Raw genomic sequence first — 25,738 nt, 5'->3', positions numbered from 1 at the left:
GCTATGAGTACCGTGTTGATGACGGTTATTGCAGTCCTGCTCACATTTATCGTGGTGTGGGCATGGATGATGGCACAGCGATTGAACCGGTTACACATTCGCACAGATTCGGCGTTGCAGGCGTTGCAGGCAGCGCTTGATCGTCGTGCTGCGCTGGTGGCCGCACTACACCCTGAGGCTATTGGGGATGCCCAGGCGGCGCAGAAGATTCAGTTGGGTTATGAGACGTTTGCTGATCGGGCGGAGAAGGAACGGGCAATCTCTGCCCGGATTGCTGCGATTGGTGAGTCCGCAGAACCGATGATTGTTGATGCGGAAGTGCGGCTTTCTTTAGCGCACCGCTTTTATAATGACGCTGTTGCAGATACTCGTGCGTTACGGACACGAACACTTGTACGCTGGCTACGCTTGGGTGGCACAGCGAAGTTACCCGAATTTTTCGAGTTCGCCGATTACGTATAGTGCAGGGGCACTCATCGAGTGATTGTAGGGAGCAACCGCTGGATGGCTTCCGCAAGTCGCCTGAGCTGCTGAGTTGTGTGGGCTGCGGTGAGCGTGACTCTCAAGAGAGCTGATTGGTGCGCCACAGTGGGATACCTGATAGCAGGAACAAAGAATCCTTCATCGGCAAGTGATTGAGAAATACGTACAGCGCGCACGGAATCACCCACGTGAATAGGGATGATTGGTGTCTGTGGCGCGGGTATACCAAGGAGCCGGCTGAAATACGCGATGTTGTTTTGTAAAGCTTCTAAGCGTTCAGGTTCATCTTCGATCACCGAAAGGGCAGCGGCCACACTGGCAACGGTTGCAGGCGTCGGGGACGTAGAAAAGACATAGCTTCGGGCCCTATTGCGTAGCAGCGTTGCAACCTCATGATTACACAGAACAAAACCACCTTCGGATCCTAGGGCTTTGCTTGCGGTGCCGATGAGAATTTCACGAGTGGGATCAATGCCGGTTTGTTCGGTGCTACCTTTTCCCGTGGGGCCTAGCGCGCCGACCCCGTGGGCGTCGTCAAGCAAAAGCCAAGCTTTATGTTTGCTGCAGAGGGTATGTAGGGCGTCGATATGCGCGACTTCGCCGGTCATGGAAAAAACAGCGTCGCTGATAACCAGGGCATGAGGCGTTGTGCACTCTTTGAGCAGGCGTTCAAGAGTTTCCATGTCGTTGTGGGGATACACGTGTACCTGAGCCTTGGACATGCGGCATCCGTCAATAATGGATGCGTGGTTGAGCTCATCTGAATATATGGTGGTTGAGGCCGTGGCAATTGTGGCGATTGTCGAGAGATTAGCTTGGTACCCTGTCGCAAAGAATACGGCGTCCTCAACTCCAAAAAACGCTGCAAGTTGTCGCTCTAGAGCCGAGTGAAGATTGGTGCCGGTGGTAAGCCTGCTTCCTCCAGATCCTGTGCCAAAGTCATGGATGGCCTGGATCGCAGCTTCTTGTACAGCTGGGTGGACTGATAAACCGAGATAATCTGAGGACGCAAACAAACACATCTCGATGCCTTCAATAAGGGTCATTGGTGTTTGCGGGCCATCGAATCGCACGGGAGCCCGTAGCAATCCCTGTTCAGCCCAACAGCGGTTTTTCTCTTCTGCAAAGTCCCCAAGGAGAGAGGGTGCTGGTGCAGGATGCGGGCAGGAAGACGCTGCGGGAGATGGAGAATCTGGAAGAGTCATAAAATTAAAACCGGGGTGTTTTCTATGTAATCGATTGCTGCGGCAACGCTTGCTTTCTTCGACTCTAGGATGAATACCCTTCCACCCAGGGGAGAACCCAAACGCTTCATAGTGTGTACCCGAGTATAAACGCCGTTGAGGGAAACATACCCAGTGGTGTAATCGGGATCGTCTGAGATGCAGATCTCGGCGATGATTCCCGGCGCGCTCATAACTTTGGAAGATAAGGTGAGGGCCTCGTGGTAGTGGTTTTTCTTTGTTTCTGATTCTGCGCTGTGCGGCGCTGCTGGTGGTGGTGCAGCGCCGAAGTTGGAGGCACGGACACCTCTTTTATGGTCAGGCTCTAGTCGGCGTGCAGAGTGCGCATCTAGTAGCACGGCCCCGCGCATGTTACGGATGCTGAGGAGTAGCTCTAGGGCTTTGTGCGCAATTTCAGGGGAGCACACTGTTGCAAGCTGTTGTTGTACAAAGCTATGGGCATCGTGGCAGTTTTCCGCTTGATATTCTCGCGTGAGAAGCCGGGGTACACGTTGAATATCGGAGTCTGCAATATGCGTTATTTTTGTGGTGATTGAGTCTGGGGCGCCTTTTGCGTGGTTCATCGCGCGCTGAATGAACTGCGCGGTGATGCGGGGGACATCTGTGGGGCAGGGAACAAGAGTTTCGGCCCCGGAGATGTGTTGGCCTTGGAAGCTCGCCCGCATCCTAACGCTGTAAAAGGTCATAGTTGTGTAAGTATAAGTCACCGATTTGAACGTTGTTCAATCATTTTCCGGTGTTCTCACGCTGTGCCTGCGGCGTATTGGAAGGGAAAGTAACGGCCCCGCGAGAATATGATGACTGATCGGATACGATGCGCGGTGCTTGCGCGGCCCAGTCTGTCGCTTGCTGGACAGCATGTGATTGCGCGTTCTCGGGGAGATGCGCCCGGGTAGAAAGCTTTTCTGTTGTCGGAAGTGGTGTGATCTCTGCAGCGGGACTTTCTTCTGCGTGATCTGGTGATGACGGCAGTACTTCGGCAGCCTTTGTGGTTGCCAGTGTGGGGTCGCGATCTACCACGGAAGCCCATATCGCCCACACGAGAGCAATGATAGTAGCCACGAGGTACAAGACATTGCGGATTACCAGCGCATTAACGCCATTGGTGTGGTCAAAGGGGACCTGCATAATGCTGGGATAGTTTTGCGGGTATACCTGCCAACTGAAATAAGCCAGCGCTATCATGAGCAAGGCCTCGATAACCGCAAAGACGGACTTGGGTTTAACCAATAAAGCAATAGCGACGAGCGGCCCCACCCAGATGATGTACTGGGGTGATAACACCTTATTGGTCACGATTAACAGCAGGACAACCGCAATCGACCAGCATAGCGTGGAATAGGCTCGCCACGTGCCAAAAAGAAAATGCTTGAGCGCCCACAATAAAGCAAAAATAACGGTAGCTCCCATAAGCCAGGTGCTTATAGTCGCCGCGGTTTCCACACCAGGGCCTACAATTTCAAAGCTTTTCGACGCCGCGTAGAAGACCTCATACTCTTCAGGCGAGGCTATTGCCCGATACATAAAGAGAGTGGCTGGCAAAGACTCGATCTGTAATCCGCGATCGCTTTGATATGTCAGAGGTGAAAGAAGGCGCTCCCATCCACCTTGGATATAAACGATGGAGCCAAAGGCTACGAGGGCAATCGCAAAGGAAAGGAGACGTAACCAACTTTTGCCCGAGGAAAATTTTCCTACCAGTCCAGCAGCAAGGACTCCCGGCCACAGCTTCATGCTTGTTGCGAAAGCCAGTACCCAGGAGGCTACATACGGATGCGAAAACAGCGATAATGCGGCCAGGCCTACAAGCACACCAGGAACGATATCCAGTCTGAGGATGAACACCTGCATAGTCGCCAGGCCAAAAAGACACCAATAAAGAGCGGCTATGATACGGCCTCGCCACCGCGAGGTGACCAGAAAGGCGTAGAAGAGAGCGTCGACAAGCAAACACATGATGACAAAACCAATGATGAAATGCTCTAGATTGCTGCCGGTAATCCATCCGAGCAGGTTAATGGGCCATGTGCCTACCTCGGGATACTCTTTTAACGCACCGGGTACGAGACGGAACACGCCGACAAAATAGTATTTTACGTCGCCTACGGGGCTGGTCTCTTGTAAAACGAGCCGTACTAACGTCACTCGCGAAGCCACCCACAACAACCACAACACAAGACTCACCAAGGCGGTGCTTGGTATCAGTTTTTTCACTACGTGCACCCTACGACCAACGGACAGCATACGTAAGAAAACATACCGCACCCCCAATAGTATTAGGGGACTGGACACAGTGAGGGGGGTAAAGCTAGCTAGGGGTACCTATGTCTAACCATATGAATATAGCTCTGAAATTGGGTCGGGGTGCGGGTAAATTTGGCGAAAAGGGTTAGAGAAAATACGCGGATGACGGCGAGGTTTTTCTATGAGCAAAATATATGAAGTGTTAAATCTGGAAAATATTGATAGAGATATTTTCCGTGGTCCCGCGGTAGCGTCTTCACTTACTCGAACTTTTGGTGGTCAAGTAGCTGCACAAGCATTGGTAGCGGCTACTCGGACGGTTCCTACGGATGCCTTTATTGTGCATTCCCTTCACGCATATTTTGTCAGCGCCGGAGATTCTTCGCAGCCCACGATTTTTCAGGTTGATCGGGTAAAAGACGGTAGGAGTTTTATTGCTCGTCATGTGACTGCAATCCAGGACGGACGCCCTATATTTAGCATGCAGTCGAGCTTTCATCGGCGAGACGACGCCGGGCCGGAACACTCCGACCTCATGCGCCGGGTCCCTCATCCAGAAGACGTTCATGTAGACAGAGAAGCTCTCCCCGCCAGCTCTAGGGCCCTCCTGGACGAATGGGGAGATTGGGACATTAGAAAAGTGCCCGACACCGACTTTGACCACAACCCCTATACCGCAAGTCAGCAGGTGATCTGGTTCAAGTCAAAAGAAGTACTGCCTGACGATGAAACCTTTCATATCTGCACACTCGCCTATATGTCTGACATGACGTTATTGCATTCTTCGTTGGTTCCGCATCCAAACGAACGCGTCAAATTAGCATCACTAGATCATGCGATGTGGTTTCTTCGCCCGTTTAGGGCAGACGAATGGCTTCTTTATGATCAGGTTTCTCCTTCGGCGCATGCAGGTCGCGCACTCACTCAAGGACGGATTTTTAATAGCTCTGGTGATCTTATTGCTATGACTACGCAAGAAGGTTTAACCAGAACCATCTCGGCTGCCGAAGACCCGCTTCCCTTTATTGCACCTGAGGCATAAAGAGGGACACGAGAACGATGTGGAAGGACAGTGTGGGAGGGGAATGCAGACCGAAACCTAGGTCGAACACTAAAAATTACGGATTCTGCCGTATAATGGCGCCGTTGCGTTACATGACGACGTCGTACGTTCGGTTTTATGGCATTGCGGTTATGAGTTTGCTGTCTATAAAAATGCAACTCGTTTAGGCAAAGCTAGTAATGGCATCGGAACCAACATATCAGTGCTCACCTTGTAAGAAGTGGGGATTGTACGGCGCACCACTATGAAAGGGAGTCAATGTCAGGCCACTCCAAATGGGCTACCACCAAGCATAAGAAAGCTGCTAACGATGCTAAGCGTGGTAAAGAATTCGCCAAGCTGATCAAGAACATCGAGGTTGCTGCACGTACCGGTGGTGGAGACCCCTCTGCGAATCCAACCTTGGATGACATGATTAAGAAGGCTAAGAAGGCCTCCGTTCCCAACGATAATATCGAGCGTGCTCGTAAGCGCGGATCCGGCGAAGAAGCCGGTGGCGCTGACTGGCAAAACATCATGTATGAAGGCTATGGCCCCAACGGAGTCGCAGTACTTATCGAGTGCCTTACCGATAATCGCAATCGGGCGGCCTCCGAAGTTCGTACCGCTATGAGCAAAAACGGTGGAAACATGGCGGAATCCGGTGCGGTTTCCTACATGTTTAAACGCCGCGGCGTTGTCATAGTAAACAAAGGTGAGCTTACTGAGGACGACGTGCTCATGGCCGTGCTGGACGCTGGCGCAGAAGAAGTCAACGAGATCGGCGATAAATTTGAGGTGCTATCCGCGCCGGGCGATACTCCTGCTATCCGCGATGCGCTCACGGAAAACGATATTGAGGTAGAGGACGCAGACTCTGATTTCCGTGCAGACGTCCTGGTTCCTCTTGAAGCGAACGATGCTCGGAAGATTTTCCGCTTGATCGATGCTCTTGAAGATTCTGATGATGTTCAGAATGTGTTTACCAACATGGATCTCAGCGATGAGGTTCTTGCAGAGCTTGATATCTAATAGATAACTCACCAGTTATTAGCCCACCGCAGTCAGTGCTATGGATACTGTGGTGGGCTTTGCTCTTGCATTAGTTGGTGGTTGAGAGCGGACTCGCTGTGTCTTTCAGGACCTATAAAACGAAGAGTTTCGCAATTATGTGCTAAATTTAGGGGAAGTGTGGAATCCGTGGCTTGCTAGGAAAACGGGAAGCGTCGGAAAGCAATCGTGTTCTAAGCGGACTGTTATTTTTGGATAACCACGGACAGCCATGCAGGAAAGTATCGTCTTTCCACTGTGGTGATGCATACGAATATTTGGCAACAATGGCCTTAGGTGTGAATCCCTAAGCGCACTGATAGGGGAACATGGGAATGAGCACCGAGGGCTTACGCGTGATGGGAATAGATCCTGGCCTTACTCGGTGCGGCCTATCTGTGGTGCAAGCTGGGCGAGGTCGGCAAGTGATGCCCATTGCTGTGGGAGTTGTGCGGACACCGCCTCAGGCTGACCTCACTGTGCGCCTGCTAGAACTTAGCGATGCGGTGAACGAATGGATGGATGAATATCAACCTGACGTCGTGGCCATTGAGCGGATTTTTGAGAGGGGCAACGTTTCCACTGTTATGCACACCGCCCATGGCGTTGGTGTGCTGGTGTTGGCAGCAGCTCAACGTGGAATCGATGTACACATGTACACGCCCAGTGAAGCTAAAAAAGCTATCTCAGGAAATGGGCGGGCAGATAAGAAACAAATGACCGCAATGATTACGCGGATTTTGGGTTTGAGCGAACCTCCCAAACCTGCTGATGCCGCAGACGCGTTGGCACTTGCAGTCTGTCACTGCTGGCGTGCCCCGATGCTGGAAATTCAACGTAGAACTGAAAAACAGAGTGCAGAACAGAAAAAACGATTGGCGCTGCTAGCTAAAACTGCTGCGTCGGACAACTCATAAAAGCCAGATTCGGTTCCGCACAATCCGTAGACTGATAATTTTGGCGATACGATTGACGGAAGAAAGCTGACTCGCTGCGGACCGTTTCTTGATGAGGCGAACAATTTTCCCATCTGTGTGGAAAAGATTTTCAATGAAAGGTATTAACCATGATCGTTTCCCTCCGAGGGACTGTAGCCTCCATCGGTCTTGGTAGCGCAGTTATTGAGTGCAACGGGGTTGGATATGAAGTACTTGCTAGCCCCAGCACCTTGGCACAAATGAGCAGGGGGGAAGAATTCTTTGTTCTGACTACCATGGTGGTCAGAGAAGATTCCCAAACCCTTTACGGGTTTGCCAGCGATGAAGCTCGGCAGATGTTTACGCTGCTGCAAACAGTCTCTGGCCTGGGGCCAAAACTGGCTCTGGCAGCGCAATCGGTTTTGTCCGCAACAGATCTAGCGCATGCGATTGCTCATCAGGATGCAAAGACTCTCCAGCGCATACCAGGAGTGGGAAAACGAGTTGCAGAGCGCATCATCGTTGACCTCAAAGACAAGGTTTCAGCGTTTATTACCGCTGGAGATACTGCTGTTCCCGCATCGGGAGGCGCTTCCTTAGCGACCAATGATGTTGCTACGCAAGTACTCGAGGCTCTCCTCGGACTCGGCTTTACAGAAAAAGTTGCAGAACCTGTGGTCGTTTCCGTGTTGGCAGAGTCTCCGAATGCGACCACGTCCCAGGTCTTGCGCCTAGCTCTGAGCGCGCTGGGTACAAAGAAATAGGACGAGGGACGGCTATAACTCATGGCAAATGTAGAAAAGACTGAATTCAACATTGTTCCGTCTGGAGGTCGGGTTTCTGAAACCGGCAGGCCTCAGGACGCCCCAGTGGACGCGCGGCAGCAGGCAGGGGAAAACGACACAGAAACAACACTGCGGCCAAGAAGCATTGATGAGTTTATTGGCCAGCCTAAAGTTCGGGACCAACTTAATCTTGTGCTGACAGGCGCAAAAAACCGTGGTGTGACCCCAGATCATGTGTTGCTGTCCGGTCCACCTGGTTTGGGCAAAACAACGATGGCAATGATCATCGCCTATGAACTAGGGACGAGTTTGCGAATGACCTCAGGCCCGGCGTTGGAGCGCGCCGGTGACCTGGCGGCGATGCTGTCTAATCTGATGGAAGGCGATGTGCTTTTTATCGATGAGATTCACCGGATGGCACGCCCTGCAGAAGAAATGCTGTACATGGCGATGGAAGATTTTCGTATTGACGTGATTGTGGGCAAAGGGCCAGGAGCAACGTCGATTCCGCTCGAACTCGCACCGTTTACTCTTGTGGGTGCTACTACTCGTTCTGGAATGCTTACCGGTCCATTGCGAGACCGATTCGGTTTCACCGCGCAGATGGAATTCTATGAAAACTCTGATCTGACTAAGGTTGTGCTGCGCGCCGCTAAGATCTTGGGCGTTACTATCGACGATGCCGCCGCCGTCGAAATAGCTTCGAGATCTAGGGGAACACCTCGTATTGCTAACCGGCTTTTGCGTCGGGTGCGGGATTTTGCGGAAGTCCATTCTGATGGACATATCGATGTAGAGGCCGCACGCGCAGCTTTAGTGGTGTTTGACGTGGACGAAAAAGGTCTTGACCGCCTTGATCGTGCGGTCTTGGAAGCGCTTATTAAAGGCCACGGGGGAGGACCAGTGGGTGTAAGCACGCTCGCTATCGCCGTGGGTGAAGAACCCTCAACCGTGGAAGAAGTCTGTGAGCCCTATCTGGTACGTGCAGGGATGGTGACCAGGACAGGGCGTGGACGTGTTGCTACGGCTGCAGCGTGGCGACACTTAGGATTAGTACCTCCTGAAGGTCTCGCGCACTTTAGCGACGAGCACAGCTAGGGGGCGGCTACCGTTAGTGTCCCCTTTCTGGCAGACTGAGGTCCTATGTCTACTAATTTCATCTTGCTTATCGTCCTTCTACTCGTTCTCGTGCTTCCGTCGTTTTTGTTCCAGCAGAAGCAGAAACGGCGCATACAAGAACTCAAGGACCTACAAGATAACGTGATGATCGGAGACGTTGTTGTTACCACGGCTGGATTGCACGCAACGATCCGTGGCATTGATGCTGACACTGTTGAGCTTGAGACAAGCCCTGGCGTGGTCAGCACATATGAAAAGTTTGCTGTGGTGAAGAATCTGACTGCAGAGACCAATAAAACAGCTGCGGAGGCTAAGACGGAAACTCAGGAAGACGACAATTCTCTGGATCCGCATAACTAAACCCTGGTTGCTAAGCGTCTCATGGAATGCAGCGTGTCAGTGTTCTGGTACGTAACGAGCGTAAAAGATTTTTAATTATTAGGGTCACCTGAACCGGGTGGGGTGCATGACATTCTGCCGGAGTTATGCCGTACCATTAGCCGAGGATATTTCTGTTAGCGTTTTCTCAGGCGTGGAACGGAGTGGTTGGGGCGTCGGTTTTACCGTGAGCCTCGGCCAGTATCACACATAGATTTGATTTTGCTGACGACGAGCCATCGTGCACGTTTGCTGAATCATCGTCGCTCTCTTCTGTGCATAAAAGGGGAGAGCAGAATTGTTAAGAGGAGAACTTCAATTGCCTTCGCAATCACAGAAGGCGGCTAAAGGATCCAGAGCGTGGCCCAAGCAGGCACTTGCTCTTTTTATCCTGATTATCGCCGTGATCTATGCATTGATCTTTGCCACAGGTGACCATAAGGCCACACCAAAGCTTGGTATTGACCTGCAGGGCGGTACCCGCGTTACTTTGGTACCACAAGGCGCAAACCCGACTGATGAACAGTTGCGTCAGGCGCGGACGATCCTCGAAAACCGTGTGAACGGCATGGGAGTTTCAGGCGCAAGCGTTGTCACAGATGGCAACACCCTCGTTATTACTGTTCCCGGTGAAGACACTTCTCAGGCACGTGCACTTGGGCAAACGTCTCAGTTATTGTTCCGTCCTGTTGCAACTCCAGCCCAGCCAGATACTGCAAAACTGTTGGAGTCTTTGGAGGCCATGGCAAACCGTTGGGTCTCTATCGGGGTGCTTAACGCCGATGAGGCAAACACTGCGCTTGAGAACACATCCAAAGCTTTAGCTAAAGCTCAAGGCAAAGAGGAAAAAGACGCAAAGGCTCCCAAAGTTACTGCCGCTGCGCCTGAGGCTCCAGCTAACTCCATCGAAGCGGATGCCTTCCGTAAGAAAGTCATTGATGCGCTGAAGAAGGATCGTCAGTCGACTGATGCGACAACGCAGCTGGCTGCGAGTTCTTTGCTCAAGTGCACAGACCAGCCAGATCCGCTTCAGGGAACTGACGACGCAGCTCTGCCGCTGGTTACGTGCGATCCTAGTAGCGGACGTGTGTACGTGCTCGATCCAGCTCCTACTCTGATCGGTGAGAACCCGGAGAACAAGGACGCGAAGCGTCTTACCGGCAACGAGATTGATACCAACCGTCCGATTACCGGTGGCCTTAATAGCCAAACAGGCCAGATGGAGATTGGTTTTTCCTTCAAGTCAGAAAATGGCGATCAAGGTAGCGCCACCTGGGCTGATTTGACTCAGAAGTATCTGCGGAAGCAGATCGCAATCACCCTTGACTCACAGATCATTTCTGCTCCTGTGATCCAGTCTCCGACACCAGTTGGCTCGGCAACGTCGATTACCGGTGACTTTAGCCAACAGGAAGCTCAAGAGCTGGCTAACAACCTGAAATACGGAGCACTCCCGCTGAGCTTCGCAGGCGAAAACGGTGAGTCCGGTGGAACCACCACCACCGTTCCTGCGTCGTTGGGAACTGCGTCGTTGAAGGCCGGTTTGATCGCAGGACTCGTGGGCCTGGCATTGGTAGCAGCATTCTCCTTCTACTTCTACCGGTTCTTCGGAATCATCTCGATCTTCTCCCTGTTCACCTCTTTCACTCTGGTGTATGGCTCGTTGGTCTTGCTTGGCCGCTGGATAGGCTATTCATTGGATCTAGCAGGCATTGCAGGTTTGATTATCGGTATTGGTACTACAGCTGACTCCTTTGTGGTTCTTTATGAACGCATCAAGGACGAGGTCCGAGATGGACGCACGTTCCGTTCAGCGGTTCCGCGTGGTTGGGAGCGCGCTAAGCAAACGATCATTACGGGTAATGCCGTCACGCTTATTGGTGCGGTCATCATCTACATCCTCGCCGTGGGTGACGTTAAGGGCTTCGCGTTTACCCTGGGTCTTACCACGCTCTTTGATATTGTGGTGACCTTCTTGGTCACTGCTCCGTTGGTGATTATGGCTTCACGTAAGCCGTGGACCTCTCAACCAAGCGCGAATGGAATGAGCAAGATCTTTAAGATCGCCCAACAGCGTGAACAGGAACGGAAGCTGCAGAATTCCGCAGTAACCGACTCCGAACAGGGGCTCGTCGGGGCATCCGCCGACTCCAAAGAGGCTGATAAGCATGAGGGAGACAACAAGTGAGTTCCAAAGGAGTTCTAAATAAGCTTTATACCGGCGACGGCGGCCTTGACTTTGTAGGAAAGCGCCGTACCTGGTACTGGACAACGGCGGCAATCTTGCTTGTATGCCTTGTCAGCATCGCTCTTCGCGGGTTTAGCCTGGGGATTGACTTTGTTGGTGGTACAAAAATCAACATGCCGGCAGGAAACTTGGAAACTACCTCAGTGTCCAAGACCTTTGAGGAAGCCACAGGCGTTGAGCCAAAATTAGTTCAGATCGTAGGCTCTGGCGATACCCGAATTCTGGAGATTAATTCCAAGCGGCTTTCGGAGGAACAGATCGGTAGCGCCCGCCAGGCACTTTTTGAGGCCTATAAGCCTGCTGATACTTCCGGGAAACAAACGCCAGATGCTATCGGCGATTCCACGGTGTCAGAATCGTGGGGTTCCACGATCACTAAGCGGATGTTGATCTCCATGTTCGTCTTTTTGGTTGCCGTGTTTATTTACATTGCTGTACGCCTGGAGCGTGAAATGGCAGTGGCAGCTATTGCGGCACTTCTTGTGGACTTTGTCGCTATCGCCGGTATTTATGCCCTCCTGGGCTTTGAGGTTTCCCCCGCAACAATTATTGGTCTGCTTACAGTCCTTGCATTCTCGCTATATGACACCGTTATTGTCTTTGACAAGGTTCGCGAAAATACAGCCGGTTATTTAGGAAACCGGTCGAGAACGTATGCAGAGCATGCAAACCTAGCCGTGAATCAAACTGTGATGCGCTCCATCTCTACTACCGTTATTTCGGCGCTCCCGATTCTTGCGTTGATAGTGATCGCGGTATGGCTGTTGGGTGTGGGAACGCTCAAGGACTTGGCACTCGTACAGCTTATCGGTGTTATTGAAGGAACTTTCTCCTCTGTCTTCCTTGCAACGCCCATCCTTGTGAGCCTGAAAAACCGCTCGAAGGAGACAAAAGCACACAACGCAAAGGTTGCTGAACATCGAAATTCGCAGAACGGAGATCAAGACTCCACGGAGAGTTCTGATGATGCGCATGACACTGAGCTTTCCGACGCTCACAAGCGCACCGTAAGTTCCCCCACATCTACCGGTGCGAGCTGGCGGCCACAGCGTCGTTAGCCCACAACAGTAGATTAACTGCCCCTTGTCCCTGTCTGGACAAGGGGCAGTTGTGTAGAAACCGCTCAGCGGTATCGGGTGTAGTGGAAGAATATAATAAGGATTGATGTGGTCAGGGTATTGCGTTCTATACTTTTTGGTATGGGAGCGTAAGCTTCTCACTCATTGAGCTACATGAAGGGCCCGTCTAATTGAGAGCACCAAAAGACCACGGACGTAGCCATACGCGTCGGCCATTGTCGGTAAACCATGGTTGGACCATAGGTTTTGCTTTGAAAGCTCTTGCCGCAGTACTTGTGTCCTCAGTTCTTTTGACGGCTTGTGGTAGCGATAGTACTCGGGATGGAACAGCAGGTAACGGCAAGCATTTTGGGTATGCCGTAGACGATTATCTAGTGACCACAAACGCAGGCACTAATGTCGGAGTTTCTACGAATGCCCAGCTGATGGCCGGAAGACTCTATCCCTCGGCCTATGTTTCAGGGCCTAAAGGCCAATTGATTCCCAACAGAACTTTGGTAGAAACCCAGGTCCTTCCGGGGCCTAATCAGCAGGTTATCTATAAAATTGCTGATAGTGCCGTGTATTCGGATGGAAAACCTGTAACGTGTGATGCTTTTCTTTTAGCTTTCACCGCAGGCAGCATGAACTCTTTGTTTGAGTCACACATGCCCTTAGCTCAGCAGGTTGACCATGTTGAATGCGCAGCTGGCTCAAAGCAAGCGACAGTAGTATACAAAGAAAACTTTGGTGCTCGATGGCGTCAGCTTTTTGGCGCCGGTGTACTCATGCCTGCACACGCAGTGGCTGCTAAAGCGGGAATAAGCCTTGAAGAACTCAATAGACTTCTTAAATCCAGGGATTATGCAGCTTTATCTAGAATCGCAGAGATCTGGAACAACGGTTTTAATCTGAAGCATTTTGATCCAGAACTTCAGGTTGCCTCTGGACCTTTCAAAATAGAGTCGGTGGGGGACAAAGGCGAAGTAGTCTTTGTCCGTAATGACCTGTACAACGGAGAAAAAGCTGCGCTCGACCGGCTGGTTGTGTGGCCGCGTGGCATTGATCTCAACGAGTTGCGCAATAAAGGTAGCCTGCAGATCGCAGATGTGACTAATACGGATTTGATTAGTTGGCTCGATCGCAATGATTCCCACAATCCCTATACAGTGGCAGCAGAAACTGGTTTGTTAACGGACTCGTTGATTTTGGGAGACGCCGGAATATTTTCAGATGTGGAAGCACGTCGTGCTTTGGCTGCATGCGTGGATCAAGCAAGCGTAGCTAAGGCTTCAAGTACAGCGTCGGGAGTAGACGTCCAGCCAGTCTATGCGAGAACCGTGCGCGCAACTGATGCTGTCAATGCACAGTTAAGGGACATTATTGAGCCTCATGTCCACGTTAATATCGATGTAGCTAAGAGGCTAGAGGGCAGGACCATCAAGGTGGGATATGACGGCCCTGATCCTCGCAAGAAAGCTATGGTCGAGGAAATTCGTAAGTCGTGTGCTGCTGCTGGAATTACGATTGAGGATGCCGCCAAAGAAGCTGCGTCGTTAGCCGATCTGAGCCATACTCACGTCACAGATTCCGGTGTAGGCCTCATCGAGGAAGGCACTATCGACGCCATCTTGATGGCAGTCGATCCATCATCGGAGTATGCAGACGTGGCTAGCTTGAGCAATAACGTCCAAGCAACGCGAGCTGCGGAGCGGCGCTCTTGGGAAGAAGTGCCCACTATTCCTTTGGCTTCCCAGCCCCGAGTGTTTGTAGTGGATAAGGCAGTGGGTAACGTGGTTACTAATACAGACTTATCTGGAATTGGTTGGAATATGGATCGCTGGAACGTAGTGGGGGCTCGATAGCTTTAGTTCGTTTTTATGACTCGCTGGAGATAATGCTGAATGCGGCGCTTAAGAGGGCGTCGACAAGCGTTATTTTGCCGAGATTCCCGCTGACACCATGGTAGGGATGCACAATTTCTACCCCCATCATTTGAATACGTTGCTCCAAGGATAAAGCATGAGCCACCAGACTTACATGAACGCACGAGATGCGCTTGCCTCGAAGACGAGATTTGTGCCGGATTTTCCTGCCCCTGGCATTCTTTTTGAAGACTTGACCCCTGTACTGGCAGACCCTGAGGCATTTCGGCTTGTCGTTGATGAGCTGTCGGCAGCGGCGAAAGCGATGGGGGCGGACCTCATCGGCGGATTGGATGCACGTGGTTTTCTTCTTGGTTCGGCGGTTGCGTATAACACGGGTAAAGGAATCCTCGCTATTAGGAAGAAAGGCAAGCTTCCACCTCCTGTGCATACTCAAGAGTACGAGCTTGAATATGGTACGGCTGCCCTAGAGTTGCCAGGTGAGGGGATTGATCTTCATGGTAAAAAGGTAGTCCTCATTGATGATGTTTTGGCCACAGGCGGTACACTCGTAGCAGCGAAGTCGCTAATTGAGAATTGTGGCGGAACAGTTGCGGGTTATGCAGTTGTCCTAGAAGTAAAAAACCTCAAAGGGCGAGAGCGTCTCAGCGATGCACCTCTTGTAGTAGTAAATGAGCCGGAGACCATAAATTAAGTTCCGGGTAGTGGATGGATACAAGGGGCTTCCTTATCGGCCCTGCGTATACGGAAAGGGCATATGGGTGCGGTGATGGCGCAAGAAAAACGACCGCAAAAGCAGCAAAGCTCGATGCGGAGCATGTCGGCGCGTTTGGCACGAAGCCTTACGGGGAACCGAGTCCGCGTGAATCCGGTATTGGAACCATTATTGGCCATTCACCGGGAGTTCCATCCAAAGGCCGATCCCGTGCTTTTAGATCGGGCTTATACTACCGCGGAGCACCTTCATGAGGGAGTGTTCCGAAAATCGGGTGATCCGTACATCACCCATCCGCTTGCCGTTGCAACGATTGCTGCGGAAATCGGCATGGACACCACAACGCTGGTAGCAGCGCTGCTCCATGACACCGTAGAAGATACTGATTATTCTTTAGAAGACCTCACGCGCGACTTCGGAGAAGAAGTAGCGCGGCTTGTCGACGGCGTGACCAAGCTGGATAAAGTCGCCCTAGGCGCCGCTGCGGAAGCAGAAACAATCCGTAAAATGATCGTGGCTATGAGTCAGGATCCTCGCGTGCTGGTGATCAAAGTAGCCGATCGTCTTCATAACATGCGTACTATGCGTTTCCTGCCGCCGGAGAAGCAAGCAAAGAAGGCGCGTCAGACTCTTGAAGTAATTGCGCCTCTGGCTCACCGGTTGGGAATGGCCAGCGTGAAATGGGAGCTTGAAGACCTCTCTTTTGCAATCCTTTATCCCAAAAAGTATGAGGAAGTCGTGCGCTTGGTTGCTGATCGGGCGCCATCGCGGGATCGTTATCTGAAAGAAATCACGTCTCAGCTGCAACAAGCTTTGAGGGAAAACCATATTGAAGCTGAGGTTATGGGGCGGCCAAAGCACTACTGGTCGATTTACCAGAAGATGATTGTTCGAGGAAAAGACTTTGAAGATATCTTTGACCTCGTTGGCATCCGCATCCTCGTAGACAGCATTAATAATTGTTACGCAGCGATTGGTGTTGTCCATGCCCTTTATGCGGCAATGCCAGGGCGATTTAAAGACTATATTTCTTCGCCCAAATTCGGCGTTTACCAGTCTCTTCATACCACGGTGATGGGGGACGAGGGTAAACCACTAGAGGTACAGGTACGCACCCATGAGATGCACTTCAATGCTGAATACGGCATTGCTGCGCACTGGCGTTACAAAGAGACCAAGGGTAAAAATAGCGGTGAGCAGGCCGAGATCGACCAGATGTCGTGGATGCGGCAGCTATTGGATTGGCAAAAAGAAGCAGCTGACCCTAACGAGTTCTTGGATAGCCTGCGCTATGACCTCACCAGCAAACAGATCTTTGTTTTCACTCCCAAAGGTGATGTAGTCAACTTGCCGGTGGACTCTACTCCTGTAGATTTTGCCTATGCAGTGCACACAGAAGTGGGGCACAGATGCATCGGCGCCAAGATCAACGGCAAACTCGTAGCGCTTGAAACTAAACTCAAGTCCGGCGACCGAGTCGAGGTATTTACCTCGAAAGATCAAAATGCAGGCCCCTCGCGCGATTGGCAAGACTTTGTTATCTCTCCGCGCGCTAAAGCTAAGATCCGGCAATGGTTTGCCAAGGAACGCCGCGAGGAATACCTTGAGGCTGGACGCGATGCCCTTGCCGCAGAAGTGCAGCGGGGTGGGCTTCCTATGCATCGCCTGTTTACCGCGCATTCAATGAAGCAGGTGTCAACAGAGCTGCATTACCCCGATGTGGACGCTCTCTACACAGCCATTGGCTCGGGATCAGTGTCCGCAGCGCATGTGGTTAACCGACTCATGGCCACATTTGGCAGTACAGACGATGCTGAAGACACTCTGGTGGCGCGTACGCCTTTTAGCGAGCTTGTTAACTCTAAGACTCAGGTCACGGACAAAAATGGCATCCTAGTCGAGGGAAGCCCCGACGTTATGGCAAAGCTGGCTAAATGCTGTATGCCAGTTCCCGGAGACGATATCTTTGGCTTTGTCACACGTGGTGGCGGCGTATCGGTACACCGGACGGACTGTACCAACGCGGATAGCTTGAAAAACGAGCCCCAGCGTCTCATCTCTGTCTCGTGGGCATCGGAAGGCGGCTCGGTCTTCGCTGCCACACTGCAATTGGAAGCACTAGATCGCGACGGTCTGCTGATGGATCTGACCCGGGTGATCAATGAGCAACGAGTCCAGGTTATTGCCATGAGTTCGAATGCTTCTGATGACCATGTGGCTACTGTGCGCTTTACATTCTCCGTATCGGACACGAAGCAGCTGGGATCATTGATGACTCAGCTGCGAAACACTGAGGGTGTTTTTGACGTCTATCGGTTGACATCTGGCGGGTAGACGCGCGTATACGATGGGGCCGCCTTTTTTAGCACAAGGCGGCCCCATTGCTATAAGCATGGCAATGAAGCGCCACGAAGCACTGCGTGAAGTGAGTATAAAAATATCCTCCCCGTAACACCGACGAGGAGGAGAGCAGCCAGGGCTGCGTTATTCAAGATTTACTTGAAGAACTTGTCCAGGCGACCAGCGAAGGTCAGGATGGTGGTGATGATACCGATGATTGCGGAAACAACGCCGATCCACTCTTTGATATCTTTTGCCTTGATATCGCTGTCGGAGCTGCTAGAGCTTCCGTTGCCTTTAACTTCGCTAACGTTTTCGTTAGTGGTTGTGTCCGCAGCGAAAGCTGGGGTGGAAAGGGAACCTGCTGCAATGGCGGTAGCGGTAGCAACCGAGATGAGAGCCTTGCGGGAGAGGAGCTTCATAGCTAATGGGTCCTTTAGGTTAAGGGAAATCTAGACTGACGGTGATGGTAGTCTAGTCGCACACCTTTGCGCAACTTTTCTTTTTCACACGCTGTCAGGGGAAATGAGTATCACCTTACTTATGTGTAAAAAGTAGGGAGTCTGCAAAGATTGCATTTCCGATTCGGGGGAATGGTGAAACTTATTTTAGGTCAACTATATATTTATGCCAGTATTTGCTCAACTTTTATTAAGTTTTTAGCTGTGTGTTTTGCTTCATGTAATCATGTGGCAAAAATTCGAGAGCCTCATTGAGTCTCCGCGGTACAACGGGATCTCAATGAGGCTCTCGGGGTATTGTCCTCAGGATGGCCTATATAAGGTTCTCCTTGAAGCGGGAATGGCTGTGTTGTTTTCTATGATTTCACGGTTGCTTTTTCGATCTTAACCTCTTCAGCAGGCGCGCCATCGGTGGCGCCACCCTTGACACCTGCTTCTGCGATGGCGTCGAGAGTCTTCAGTCCGCTGTCCGAGATCTTGCCAAAGTAGGTGTAGTTCGGTGGGAGTGGCGAGTCCTTGTAGTTGAGGAAGAACTGGGAGCCGTTGGTGTCGTTGCCAGCGTTAGCCATGGCGATGGTCCCGCGCCCATAAACAACGGGTGTGGTTGCGCCCTTCATTTCATCCGTTGGGTACTCGTTGGCAAATTGGAAGCCTGGGCCGCCGGAGCCAGCGCCGCTTGGGTCGCCGCACTGGAGTACAAAGATGCCGTTGGTGGTCAGACGGTGGCAAACGGTGTTGTTGTAGTAGCCTTCGGAGGCTAGATGCTCAATAGCATTAACTGTGCACGGGGAGACCGAGCGGTCCAGTTCTAGTCCCACGTCGCCTTTATTGGTCTTGAGATCAACCGTGACCGTGCCTTTGGTGGTTACGTCAGAGGTCTTAGGCTTGGACACTTCTTTGGAAGCCTTGCCTGCATCCTTGTACTCACAGGACACGGAGTCGGGGAGAGCTTTTTCACGTGTGAGCGATAACGGTTTGAAATCCGGCTTTTCTGGCGTGGTTGTGGCGGCAGAGGAAGACTCTGCGGAAACCTGCTCCTCGTTGGATCCGGAAGAATTTGCCCAATAGATTCCACCGACGATAGCCAGAACAGCTACCGCAGCCGTGGCTACAACTCCGAGTGGCTTGGTCTTCTCGGAACGATCCCGCGACTTAATTTCTTTTTCTAGCGCGCGCATTGATTCTTCGCGACGCTGTTTATTATTGCTCACAGGTTAGTTTCCTTACGTTTTGTTGAACTTTGCGCGGATGAAGTCGCGAATTATTCTAACCTGAGCCTAGTGGGAGGCAACACTTGATTAAAACTGATGCCGTTATCTAGGTCGATATCTAGACCGATGTGAAAGCTGAATCTGTGAGTAATTTCAGGTTTTTCTGACTTCACTATGGCGAAGTTTGGCATCGGCACCTATTGTGGCTGGCATGGCAACGACACATTTTCATGGAACTGACGTAAGCACTGTTGGAAATCTCCCGGATATGGGGGAGCAGATTAAACGATTCACACTCACAGGGGTTGACCTTGCTGATCTTAACGAGGCTACTTTTGCGGGAAAGCGCATTGTTTTTAATATCTTCCCGTCAGTAGATACTGATGTGTGTGCAGCATCCGTTCGCCGCTTTAATGAGCTTGCAAGCGAAATGGATAACACAGTTGTTTTGTGCGTATCTATGGATCTTCCGTTCGCTCTTAGCCGCTTCTGTGCCGCAGAAGGTTTGGATAACGTGATCCCTGCATCGGCTTTCCGCTCGGATTTTGGTCAAGATTTTGGTGTTGTTCTAGAGGGCTCACCGTTGAAAGGCCTGTTTGGACGAGCTGTAGTAGTTACTGATGAACAAGGCGTTGTTCAGCATCGAGAGTTGGTTTCAGAGATTACTGAGGAACCAAACTATGACACGGCTCTAGCTGCGCTGCGCTAGGTTCATTGACGCAAGTAATTCTCGTGTTCGGCACGGTAGGGGCCTAAAGTAGGATGTTATGGAAATTCTCGGCTTTGCTACGGGCCCCTATCAAACAAACTGTTATGTCGTGGTTCACGGCAGTCAAGTCAGCGTTGTTGATCCTGGGATGCATGCTCAGCCTCAGATTGAGGCGTTCCTGACTGAGCGGAAGGTATCTCTTGTTCAGATAGTGCTTACGCACGGACATATAGATCACGTCCGTGATGCAGCAGTATTGGCAAACAAGTGGGGCGTTCCGGTGTATATCCACGATGCGGATGCCGCTTTCCTGGATAAAGGTAAAGGAATGTCCAAAGAGTCTCTGTTGCTTTTTGCTGCCGAGGATATGCCGTTCCCCAATAACGTCCAAAGCCTAGAGCACGGGCAACGCATTGAACTTGGGGGAGAAAAGTTTGAGGTGCGGCATGGACCTGGACATTCGCCAGGTTCTGTACTTTTAGTGGGTTCGGAGTTTTGTTTTTCAGGAGATATTCTTTTCAAGGGATCCATCGGGCGGACTGATCTGATGCACTCCGACCCTCAAGCAATGCAGGAAACTCTAAAAAATCAAGTTCTTTCCCTTGATAATTCCCTTCAGATTTTGCCGGGGCATGGCCCAATGACAACGATGCGCGCTGAACGGATGAACAATCCATACTTGCGCCCCTTTGCCTAAAAACCCGCTAGAGGTCAAATGTGCGCGCGATTGTGTGTAACCCACTGCGCGTTCTTGGCTACTCATGACTAGAGTGGTTCGTTGTGAGTACAAAGAAGCTTCAGACAATCTCGGCACCGAAAGGCGTGCCTGACTATATTCCGCCGGTATCGCCGGAATTCCTTGGTGTTCGAGACACCTTCGCACATCAGGCACATCTTGCCGGTTACGAGCACATCGAGCTTCCTGTGTTTGAAGAGACAACACTTTTTGCTCGGGGCGTTGGTGAGTCAACCGATGTTGTGTCCAAGGAGATGTATACCTTTGCTGACCGCGGAGAACGCTCCGTGACGTTGCGTCCTGAGGGTACCGCCGGCGTTATGCGGGCAGTGATCGAACACAACCTTGACCGCGGACAGCTTCCGGTAAAGCTCAATTATTATGGCCCCTTTTTCCGCTATGAGCGTCCGCAAGCTGGCCGGTATCGGCAGCTGCAGCAAGTGGGTGTCGAGGCGATCGGCATTGATGACCCAGCGTTGGACGCAGAAGTCATTGCTCTTGCTGACAGATCTCTTAAAGCCATCGGACTGCAGGGATATAGGCTGGAACTAACCTCGCTTGGCGACGACTCCTGCCGCCCGGCGTACCGTCAAAAGCTCCAGGATTTTCTCTTTGCGTTGCCTCTCGACGAAGAAACTCGCCGCAGGGCTGAGATCAATCCGCTGCGTGTTCTCGATGACAAACGCCCTGAGGTGCGTGAGATGACGGCTGATGCGCCTCTCATGCTGGATAACCTTTCTTCTGAATGCCGCGAGCACTTTGAAACGGTGACGGGCCTTCTTGATGACCTCAGGGTGGCGTATACAGTCAACCCACGAATGGTGCGCGGCTTGGATTACTACACCAAGACCACATTCGAGTTTGTTCACGATGGCCTTGGCGCACAGTCGGGCATCGGTGGTGGAGGCCGCTATGACGGCTTGATGGCACAGCTCGGAGGACAGGAACTTTCTGGAATCGGTTATGCCTTGGGCGTTGATCGTTGCCTGTTGGCACTTCAGGCAGAAGAAAAAACTGTTACTGACGGATCCCGTGTTGCTGTTTTTGGCGTTCCTATGGGAGCAGCGGCCAAGCGGAGTATGGTCGGCATCGTCGATAAGCTGCGTGCACAGGGGGTCTCTGCGGACATGTCCTATGGTGACCGTGGCTTGAAAGGCGCTATGAAAGGTGCCGATCGTGCGGGAGCTCGTTTTACGCTTGTGGTGGGAGACCGCGAACTGGAACAAGGCGTTGTTGCAGTAAAAGATATGGTCTCCAAGGAACAACGCGATGTAGCTATAGATGAGCTAGTAGCTGATCTAAAAGCACGTCTTTAACCATGCGATAGGCAAAAGGCCTTGATCCCAGAAACATCTTCTCTGGGGTCAAGGCCTTCAACTGTAATTAGCACTCGGTAAGGTTAACTGGAAGTCCGAGGTTAACTGCCAGGCCTCCCATGGAGGTCTCTTTATACTTTGTGAGCATGTCTCTGCCGGTATCTGCCATCGTTTTGACAACTTCGTCGAGCTTAACGCGGTGAGGCCCGGTCTCAATAAGCGACAAGCGTGCTGCGTTGATGGATTTCACGCCGCCGATTGCGTTGCGCTCGATACAGGGAATCTGAACTAAGCCAGCTACTGGGTCGCAGGTGAGACCAAGATTATGTTCAAGTGCTATTTCTCCTGCATGCTCTACCTGCTCGGGGGTGCCGCCCATGACTTGGCATAGACCGGCTGCTGCCATTGCCGAGGCCGAGCCGACTTCTCCTTGGCATCCGACCTCTGCTCCTGAAATGGAAGCGTTAAGTTTAATGATCACTCCTACCGCTGCTGCGGATAGGAGGAAGTCGCGGTGCCAATGAGGGGACAAATCTTTGCGGAAGTCCCGGGCGTAGTGCATGACTGCCGGAATAATGCCTGCCGCACCGTTGGTAGGGGCTGTGACAATGCGGCCGCCTGCGGCATTCTCCTCGTTGACCGCAAGAGCGTAGAGGTTGACCCACTCCATTGCGCGCAGTGCATCGTCGTGAGCATTATCTATGCTGCGTTGAAGGTACTCATGGAGTTCAGGTGCGCGGCGTTGGACGTCAAGACCACCTGGCAAAATGCCTGGCGTTTTAATGCCCTGGACTACGCATTCTTGCATGGCTTCCCAGACTGCATCAATGTGCCGGATGACGGGTGCTGCATCTCCATGGATTGCTATCTCGTTGGCCATCATGATTTCTGCTACGGAAAGACCGGATTGCTTGCATACGGATAACAGCTCGTCGCCTGTACGGAACCGATACGGTAGGGGGTCTTCTGAAGAAACCCGGGAGGTCGTGGATGCCCCAGAGCCAAGGGGCTCTTGTTGCGCCTGGAATTCCTGCTTGGTCAGGATGAACCCGCCGCCGACGGAGAAATACACCTCGGGGTCGGCTAGCTGGTTTCCCTCGGCATCATAGGCGATAAAAGTCATCGCGTTGGGATGCTCTGGAAGAGGCGTGGGATCAAAAATAAGCTGGTAAGAGACAGTGCCGTCAGGGCCAGTGACTGTGCCTTCGGTGGCTACTGGTTCGCCGAATGCTGGGGCAATATCGGGAGTAGTAGTGGTTGGTTCATAACCTACAAGGCCAAGTATGGTTGCGCGGTCAGTTCCGTGGCCGACTCCGGTCGCGGCAAGGGAACCGTGCAAAGTGACGGAAATTTTTGCCTCTAAGAGTTCTGGATGTGCACTGGAAAAATGGTTTGCAGCGCGCATCGGTCCTACAGTGTGTGAGGACGAGGGGCCGATGCCGATGCTGAACAAGTCGATGATGCTGATGGTCATCTGTGCTCCTTTTAAAACGGGTGAGTGAGATCCATAGTAGAGATAGAGCACAACAAAATCAGCCCCCGAATGGCGGTGATATGGCGTCTAGCGATCTATCGGCTTGTGATTGTGGCACTACATAAGTCTGTTTTCTGGGGTAATGCAGGGTGTGATGATTCTACATTCATAGTCAGAATTTATTGTTATTGCCGTGTGATCAGAAGAAAACACCGTATTTTTTGGAGTCCTAGGGGGTTAAAAGAAGCGCAAGCTCGTGTGCAGCGCGGCGGATTCGGTGGCAGAATGCATCGGAGTTTTCCGGCAACCTGTCGTGTGGTGTGGCCAGAATTGCAGTGGGAACAGTTGCCGCTTTGAGATAAGTAAACAAGGGGCGTACGGCGTATTCAAGGACGAGTGCATGCCGCTGGGATCCTGCATTAGCAGCGATGATCACTGGCATTTCATGAATGTCTTGGGGATGTAACACGTCAAAGAACATCTTGAAAAGGCCGGAATAGCTGGCTTTAAACACCGGGGTTACCGCAATGAGAGCGTCTGCAGATCGTACGGAATCGATGGCTTGCTGTAATTGCAAGGACGTAGCATTTTCTGTCACCGAGTGTGCGAGGTCAACCGCAAGATTGCGTAACTCTATGACCTGTACGGTGAGTGTTTGTCCTGAGGCAGCAACCTCTTTGCGAACCTCAGTCGCGATTTCTTGAGCGAGAGCTAAAGAACTTGATGGTGTGGATAATCCTGCTGACACAATGGTCACTGTTCGCACGATGAAGAGGCCTCCTTAGCGGATATTCCGGCGCGGCACCCGGCTAGATAGATAGTGATGAGGTGTTTCGTCGATGGGGTTGGGTGCGTCCCCATATCAAAGTGTGGGGGCGCGCATAGCGCGATAATTCCAGTGTAAAAGTCAATGCCGGAGATACTGGAATGGATAAGGCCTGTGGTACGGAGATTCGTGTCGATTCTGCGAATCTGGGTGAAAAGTGCTTCGCGCGGTCTCATAAAATCGGGAGGAAGTTGTTTTTCCTCTGGTTGGACCAACGCCGGAATGAGTATATTGAGGCCGACAGTCGTGATGAGGTTAACCAGCTCATTAAGTTGGTTTAGTGCGGTTTCCTGATCGCAAGGTGGATCGTCGGCTATACGCTTGAGCTCAGCTATTCCTCGCTCGGCAATAGCGATGATGCAGCTATGAACGAGGTCGTTACGGGTGGGGAAATTACGGTACAGGGTGGCAATGCCCACTCCGGCTTCTTCGGCTACTGATTCAAGCGTCATGTCCTTTCCATCTTTAATAAGTAGGGACATCCCGGCTTCAATGAGACTGTTACGTCTACGCATGGCGTCGGATCGCATTATGGGTTTCCTTGTGCTGGGAGGGGCATGGGCTTTGATGAAGCATCTGTGCGCAGGCCTGTTTGACATTGCAGCACAGGGAGAGAAATATGTTGTTGACTCCAATGTGGAGGGTAACATCTCACTTTGGTTCTCGTAAACCAGTGAAGCAGAGGAATAAATGAACCCGTCTGAAGCACATACGTCATCGCAGGCTCCCGACGAGCCGGTGGTACTGGCCGCTCGAGACCTCGTACTCACTAGCGGTACTGAATTGCCGTATCTCGATGTTGAGCCGGGGTTGACATTGCTGCACTGCGGTCGCGAAAACTCTGCGACCACGTTGTCATTGACCCTGGCTGGGCGCATGAAGCCTAAGTCTGGAACAGTGGTGCTTAACTCGGCATCAGGAGAAATGACTACTCCGCGACAGCTCCATAAGCATGTGGCTTTGGCTGGAATCCCTGAATTTGATTCCCTGGAGCGGCTTGTTCCGGTCAAAGCCGTGGTGCGCGAGCAAGCGGCGTGGACAAGTACCTGGTGGCGTCGGGTGCCTTCTTCGATTGAGAAGATCGATAGCTTTGTACATGCGGCAGAGCTGCTTGGCATCCAGGTCACCGCAAGCTTTGGTAAAAAGAAGGTTGGCGAGCTGGACCCACTGGAGCGTTTCGCGCTAAGGATTGCTTTGGCATTGACATCGCGACCTGATGCGGATCTTCTTATCGTGGATGATATTGACCAGATCAGGAGTCTGCGTCTACGAGCTGATCTCTTACGGCAGCTGAAAATAGTATCCGAAGTGCTGCCGGTAGTCACGGTATCTGCTAACTCGGACGTAGATGGAATTTGTGATGCAGATATACCGGTTGCTGGTGCGTTAAAACGGGCGCAGGATCGGGAGAAAAATGTACTCGATAATCTGCTGCAGCTGGGGGAGAGCAATGAATGATATGAAGCAACAACGCCAACGGATAGGAAAGGGGATAG

24 protein-coding genes are annotated in these 25,738 nt (G+C 51.8%); 16 read left to right on the top strand and 8 right to left on the bottom strand.

The genetic code is table 11. The features are described from left to right. The first annotated feature begins 3 nt into the window (after window positions 1-3). Complete coding sequence (locus CULFRC11_RS06250) at window positions 4-462, top strand: LemA family protein (protein WP_013911654.1); 459 nt, start codon at window positions 4-6, stop codon at window positions 460-462. Between the two features lie 11 nt (window positions 463-473). On the opposite strand, the gene CULFRC11_RS06245 is transcribed toward CULFRC11_RS06250, so the two are convergent. Genes CULFRC11_RS06245 through CULFRC11_RS06235 form a run of 3 tightly spaced genes read right to left on the bottom strand, consistent with a single transcriptional unit; the run spans window position 474 to window position 3,941 of the window. Continuing rightward, window positions 474-1,688: an aminotransferase class I/II-fold pyridoxal phosphate-dependent enzyme gene (locus tag CULFRC11_RS06245; protein WP_038620601.1), complete on the bottom strand. Its 1,215-nt coding sequence runs from the start codon at window positions 1,686-1,688 to the stop codon at window positions 474-476. Next, entirely contained in the window at window positions 1,685-2,413 is a 729-nt protein-coding gene (locus CULFRC11_RS06240) for a 6-carboxyhexanoate--CoA ligase (RefSeq protein ID WP_038620599.1), read from the bottom strand. The genes CULFRC11_RS06245 and CULFRC11_RS06240 overlap by 4 nt, the downstream gene beginning before the upstream one ends. Window positions 2,414-2,453: 40 nt before the next feature. Then, entirely contained in the window at window positions 2,454-3,941 is a 1,488-nt protein-coding gene (locus tag CULFRC11_RS06235) for a glycosyltransferase family protein (protein ID WP_023635809.1), read from the bottom strand. Window positions 3,942-4,152: 211 nt separating this feature from the next. Between CULFRC11_RS06235 and CULFRC11_RS06230 the strand changes: the two genes are divergently transcribed. The 11 genes from CULFRC11_RS06230 to CULFRC11_RS06180 all read left to right on the top strand — a co-directional run bounded on the left by CULFRC11_RS06230 (window position 4,153) and on the right by CULFRC11_RS06180 (window position 17,503). Then, complete coding sequence (locus tag CULFRC11_RS06230) at window positions 4,153-5,013, top strand: acyl-CoA thioesterase (protein WP_023635808.1); 861 nt, start codon at window positions 4,153-4,155, stop codon at window positions 5,011-5,013. Between the two features lie 279 nt (window positions 5,014-5,292). Then, window positions 5,293-6,045: a YebC/PmpR family DNA-binding transcriptional regulator gene (locus CULFRC11_RS06225; RefSeq protein ID WP_013911649.1), complete on the top strand. Its 753-nt coding sequence runs from the start codon at window positions 5,293-5,295 to the stop codon at window positions 6,043-6,045. Window positions 6,046-6,398: 353 nt separating this feature from the next. Further along, window positions 6,399-6,980: a crossover junction endodeoxyribonuclease RuvC gene (gene ruvC, locus CULFRC11_RS06220; protein WP_023635807.1), complete on the top strand. Its 582-nt coding sequence runs from the start codon at window positions 6,399-6,401 to the stop codon at window positions 6,978-6,980. Window positions 6,981-7,129: 149 nt separating this feature from the next. Next, window positions 7,130-7,744: a Holliday junction branch migration protein RuvA gene (ruvA, locus tag CULFRC11_RS06215; protein WP_023635806.1), complete on the top strand. Its 615-nt coding sequence runs from the start codon at window positions 7,130-7,132 to the stop codon at window positions 7,742-7,744. Between the two features lie 21 nt (window positions 7,745-7,765). Beyond that, window positions 7,766-8,863 (top strand): Holliday junction branch migration DNA helicase RuvB, encoded by a 1,098-nt coding sequence (gene ruvB / locus CULFRC11_RS06210; RefSeq protein ID WP_023635805.1) that lies wholly within the window; start codon window positions 7,766-7,768, stop codon window positions 8,861-8,863. A gap of 45 nt (window positions 8,864-8,908) precedes the next feature. Beyond that, a complete protein-coding gene (gene yajC / locus CULFRC11_RS06205; protein ID WP_013911645.1) occupies window positions 8,909-9,244 on the top strand; it encodes a preprotein translocase subunit YajC in 336 nt (111 codons plus the stop codon). 337 nt (window positions 9,245-9,581) lie between these two features. Continuing rightward, a complete protein-coding gene (gene secD, locus CULFRC11_RS06200; protein ID WP_023635804.1) occupies window positions 9,582-11,450 on the top strand; it encodes a protein translocase subunit SecD in 1,869 nt (622 codons plus the stop codon). After that, entirely contained in the window at window positions 11,447-12,568 is a 1,122-nt protein-coding gene (gene secF, locus CULFRC11_RS06195; RefSeq protein WP_023635803.1) for a protein translocase subunit SecF, read from the top strand. The genes secD and secF overlap by 4 nt, the downstream gene beginning before the upstream one ends. Window positions 12,569-12,759: 191 nt before the next feature. Further along, window positions 12,760-14,433 (top strand): ABC transporter substrate-binding protein, encoded by a 1,674-nt coding sequence (locus tag CULFRC11_RS06190; protein WP_023635802.1) that lies wholly within the window; start codon window positions 12,760-12,762, stop codon window positions 14,431-14,433. Between the two features lie 157 nt (window positions 14,434-14,590). After that, the gene (locus tag CULFRC11_RS06185; RefSeq protein WP_023635801.1) at window positions 14,591-15,148 is read left to right on the top strand and encodes an adenine phosphoribosyltransferase; all 558 of its coding nucleotides are present in this window, start codon (window positions 14,591-14,593) and stop codon (window positions 15,146-15,148) included. A gap of 75 nt (window positions 15,149-15,223) precedes the next feature. Then, a complete protein-coding gene (locus tag CULFRC11_RS06180; protein ID WP_014525862.1) occupies window positions 15,224-17,503 on the top strand; it encodes a RelA/SpoT family protein in 2,280 nt (759 codons plus the stop codon). Window positions 17,504-17,664: 161 nt separating this feature from the next. Here the strand turns inward: CULFRC11_RS06180 and CULFRC11_RS06175 are convergent, their stop codons facing one another. Next, the gene (locus tag CULFRC11_RS06175) at window positions 17,665-17,931 is read right to left on the bottom strand and encodes a hypothetical protein (protein WP_014525861.1); all 267 of its coding nucleotides are present in this window, start codon (window positions 17,929-17,931) and stop codon (window positions 17,665-17,667) included. A 395-nt stretch (window positions 17,932-18,326) separates the two neighbouring features. Beyond that, window positions 18,327-19,181, bottom strand: coding sequence for a peptidylprolyl isomerase (locus tag CULFRC11_RS06170; protein ID WP_023635799.1), 855 nt, complete (start codon window positions 19,179-19,181; stop codon window positions 18,327-18,329). Between the two features lie 211 nt (window positions 19,182-19,392). Between CULFRC11_RS06170 and tpx the strand changes: the two genes are divergently transcribed. From tpx to hisS, 3 genes are all read left to right on the top strand, one after another. Then, complete coding sequence (gene tpx, locus CULFRC11_RS06165) at window positions 19,393-19,890, top strand: thiol peroxidase (protein ID WP_031270354.1); 498 nt, start codon at window positions 19,393-19,395, stop codon at window positions 19,888-19,890. 58 nt (window positions 19,891-19,948) lie between these two features. Further along, the gene (locus CULFRC11_RS06160; RefSeq protein WP_031270352.1) at window positions 19,949-20,587 is read left to right on the top strand and encodes an MBL fold metallo-hydrolase; all 639 of its coding nucleotides are present in this window, start codon (window positions 19,949-19,951) and stop codon (window positions 20,585-20,587) included. 83 nt (window positions 20,588-20,670) lie between these two features. Next, a complete protein-coding gene (hisS, locus tag CULFRC11_RS06155; RefSeq protein ID WP_023635797.1) occupies window positions 20,671-21,942 on the top strand; it encodes a histidine--tRNA ligase in 1,272 nt (423 codons plus the stop codon). 67 nt (window positions 21,943-22,009) lie between these two features. Here hisS and CULFRC11_RS06150 read toward each other — a convergent pair whose 3' ends face one another. From CULFRC11_RS06150 to CULFRC11_RS06140, 3 genes are all read right to left on the bottom strand, one after another. Further along, a complete protein-coding gene (locus CULFRC11_RS06150) occupies window positions 22,010-23,416 on the bottom strand; it encodes an L-serine ammonia-lyase (protein WP_023635796.1) in 1,407 nt (468 codons plus the stop codon). Window positions 23,417-23,645: 229 nt separating this feature from the next. Beyond that, entirely contained in the window at window positions 23,646-24,182 is a 537-nt protein-coding gene (locus CULFRC11_RS06145; protein WP_023635795.1) for a CE1759 family FMN reductase, read from the bottom strand. Further along, a complete protein-coding gene (locus CULFRC11_RS06140) occupies window positions 24,170-24,772 on the bottom strand; it encodes a TetR/AcrR family transcriptional regulator (RefSeq protein ID WP_023635794.1) in 603 nt (200 codons plus the stop codon). The genes CULFRC11_RS06145 and CULFRC11_RS06140 overlap by 13 nt, the downstream gene beginning before the upstream one ends. Window positions 24,773-24,932: 160 nt before the next feature. Here CULFRC11_RS06140 and CULFRC11_RS06135 point away from each other — a divergent pair, with 160 nt between their 5' ends. Further along, entirely contained in the window at window positions 24,933-25,700 is a 768-nt protein-coding gene (locus tag CULFRC11_RS06135) for an ATP-binding cassette domain-containing protein (protein ID WP_023635792.1), read from the top strand. Window positions 25,701-25,738 lie beyond the last annotated feature (38 nt).

It is taken from the genome of Corynebacterium ulcerans (assembly GCF_000767685.1).
GTDB lineage: Bacteria > Actinomycetota > Actinomycetes > Mycobacteriales > Mycobacteriaceae > Corynebacterium > Corynebacterium ulcerans.
Note: the sequence above shows the minus strand (reverse complement) of the source record. Positions and strands in the feature narration are given on the sequence as shown.